This window comes from Methylophaga sp. UBA4204 (assembly GCF_002379485.1).
GTDB lineage: Bacteria > Pseudomonadota > Gammaproteobacteria > Nitrosococcales > Methylophagaceae > Methylophaga.
In genome coordinates this window covers 1-2,652 of the sequence record NZ_DFTU01000007.1, presented here as the reverse complement: position 1 = coordinate 2,652, position 2,652 = coordinate 1, and the positions used below count along the sequence as shown (strand labels likewise).

Here is a 2,652-nt window from a genome sequence, read left to right as displayed (position 1 = left end):
GCATTGTCGATACCATCGCGGAACGGGAAGAATGCATCGGAGGCCATTACTGAGCCAGCGACTTGCAAACCAGCGTGTTCTGCTTTGATTGCCGCTATACGAGCGGAATTTACACGGCTCATTTGGCCTGCACCCACACCGATGGTTTGTGAGTTTTTGGCGTAAACAATTGCATTGGATTTAACGAATTTCGCCACTTTCCAGGCGAACAACATATCGCGTAGTTCGTCTTCGGTAGGGATGCGCTTGCTCACAATTTTCAAATCGCTAGCGGTGATCATGCCGTTGTCGCGATCTTGTACCAACAAGCCGCCATTGACGCGTTTGTAATCCAATCCAGCGAAGCGCTCAGTACCCCACTCGCCGCAGGCAAGCAGGCGAACATTTTGTTTGGCTTTCACGACTTCAACAGCTTCGGCAGAAACACTGGGAGCGATAATCACTTCCACAAATTGACGTTCAACGATCGCTTGCGCAGTCGCTGCATCCAACTCGCGGTTGAAGGCAATAATACCGCCGAAGGCAGATTCGGTATCAGTTGCGTAGGCGAGGTCGTAAGCATCTTTAATGTTAGACGCTACAGCAACACCGCAAGGATTGGCGTGTTTCACAATCACACAAGCTGGCTCGGTGAAGCATTTAACGGTTTCTAGCGCTGCGTCAGTGTCAGCAACGTTGTTGTACGACAGCTCTTTACCTTGCAGTTGTTTAGCGGTGGCAATGCTGGCTTCTTGTGAATTTTTTTCCACATAAAAAGCGGCTTTTTGATGCGGGTTTTCACCGTAGCGCATTTCTTGCGCTTTGATAAATTGGCTGTTGAAAGTACGCGGGAAATTCGCACTGCCACCTTCTACCATGCGACCAAAATAATTGGCGATGGCGCCATCGTAAGCGGCGGTGTGTTCGTAGGCTTTAATCGCCAAATCGAAACGGGTTTTCAGTGAGGTGCAGCCGTTGTTGGCTTGCATCTCAGTGAGAATAGTGGCGTAGTCAGCAGCGTTAACCACGATATTAACGTGAGCATGATTTTTTGCAGCAGCGCGCACCATGGTTGGGCCGCCGATATCGATATTTTCTACCGCGTCTTCCAAAGAGCAGTCTTTGTTGGCAACAGTTTTTTCAAACGGATACAAATTCACAACGACCATATCAATCGCGTTGATACCGTGTTGTGTCATTACGCCTTCATCAATACCGCGGCGACCTAAAATACCGCCGTGAACTTTGGGGTGCAGGGTCTTAACGCGGCCATCCATCATTTCTGGGAAGCCGGTGTAGTCAGAGACTTCAATCGCTGGGATCTTGTTGTCGGTGAGTAATTTAAATGTGCCACCGGTTGATAAAATTTCTACGCCTTGGGCGTGCAGGGCTTGGGCGAATTCGACAATGCCGGTTTTATCAGACACGCTGATTAACGCGCGTTTTACTGCAACAAGATCGGAAGTGTTAGACATACTCAGTTCCCATGTAAGTGAAAAATTAAACTGTTGAAAAGCAAAAGGGGTGGAAATAAATTGCCACCCCTTTTTTGATTGCCATGCGGCGCTGGGAAAATTACAGCAGGCCGTATTGCTTTAATTTTTTACGCAGAGTACCACGGTTCAAACCCAATACTTGCGCAGCGCGGGTTTGGTTGTGGCGGGTATATTTCAATACAATTTCAAGCATAGGCGCTTCTACTTCAGCCTGTACCATTTCGTAAACGTTGCTAACCTCTTGACCATCGAGGTGTTTGAAATAGTTTTCCATTGCCTGCTCTACACAGCCGCGCAGCGATTGAGCTTGTACTGGTTGGTTTGGGTTTGCAGCTTGTGCTGGAGTTGATTCAGCAAAGAAAGTTGCGGTATTCATGCGGCTTTTTCCTCTTTCGTAAGCAGCTGTTCAAAGAAATTTTGAATGCTGGTTTGTTGTTCTTCTGCATTATCTATAGCGTTAAAGGTTTTGCGAAATGCTTCGCTGCCAGGGACCGTATGCAAATACCAACTCGCATGTTTGCGCGCGATACGCGGGCCCATAAACTCACCATAAAAACGGTATAGCTCACGCAGATGGGTACATAAAATGTCTCTGACTTCGGTCAGCGACGGTTCGGGTAATTGCTCACCGGTACGCAGGTAATGCGCAATTTCCCGGAAAATCCAGGGACGACCTTGAGCCGCCCGTCCTATCATCACCGCTGCGGCACCTGTGTGATCTAACACGGCTTTGGCTTTGTGCGGTGAATCTATATCGCCATTGGCAAACACGGGAATTTTCACCGCACTCACGACACTGGCGATAGTGTCATACTCGGCTGCACCCAAAAAAGCATCGGCGCGGGTGCGACCGTGAAGTGCCAACGCTTGTATGCCAGCATCTTCGGCGATGCGTGCAATACGCACCGCATTGCGTTCTTCGTTGCTCCAGCCAGTGCGAAATTTCAGTGTGACGGGTATATCCACTGCACTGACTACGGCTTGCAAAATATTAGCGACCAGTTGCTCGTCTTTTAAGAGCGCAGAACCGGCGGCTTTTTTACATACTTTTTTAGCGGGGCAGCCCATATTGATATCAATAATCTGGGCGCCATTGGCCGCATTGAGGCGCGCGGCCTCGGCCATCATTTCCGGATCACCTCCGGCAATTTGTACGGCGACGGGCTCGGCTTCACCC

3 protein-coding genes are annotated in these 2,652 nt (G+C 49.4%); all 3 read right to left on the bottom strand.

Features of this window, described 5'->3' with window-relative positions; all coding sequences use genetic code 11:
* On the bottom strand, positions 1-1,454 hold a 1,454-nt coding region (gene purH, locus B3182_RS00815), incomplete at its 3' end, for a bifunctional phosphoribosylaminoimidazolecarboxamide formyltransferase/IMP cyclohydrolase (RefSeq protein WP_292751155.1).
* A gap of 100 nt (positions 1,455-1,554) precedes the next feature.
* The gene (fis, locus tag B3182_RS00810; RefSeq protein ID WP_062066283.1) at positions 1,555-1,851 is read right to left on the bottom strand and encodes a DNA-binding transcriptional regulator Fis; all 297 of its coding nucleotides are present in this window, start codon (positions 1,849-1,851) and stop codon (positions 1,555-1,557) included.
* Positions 1,848-2,652, bottom strand: an 805-nt coding sequence (gene dusB, locus B3182_RS00805) for a tRNA dihydrouridine synthase DusB (protein WP_292751150.1), incomplete at its 5' end; no start/stop codon positions are given. The genes fis and dusB, both read right to left, overlap by 4 nt.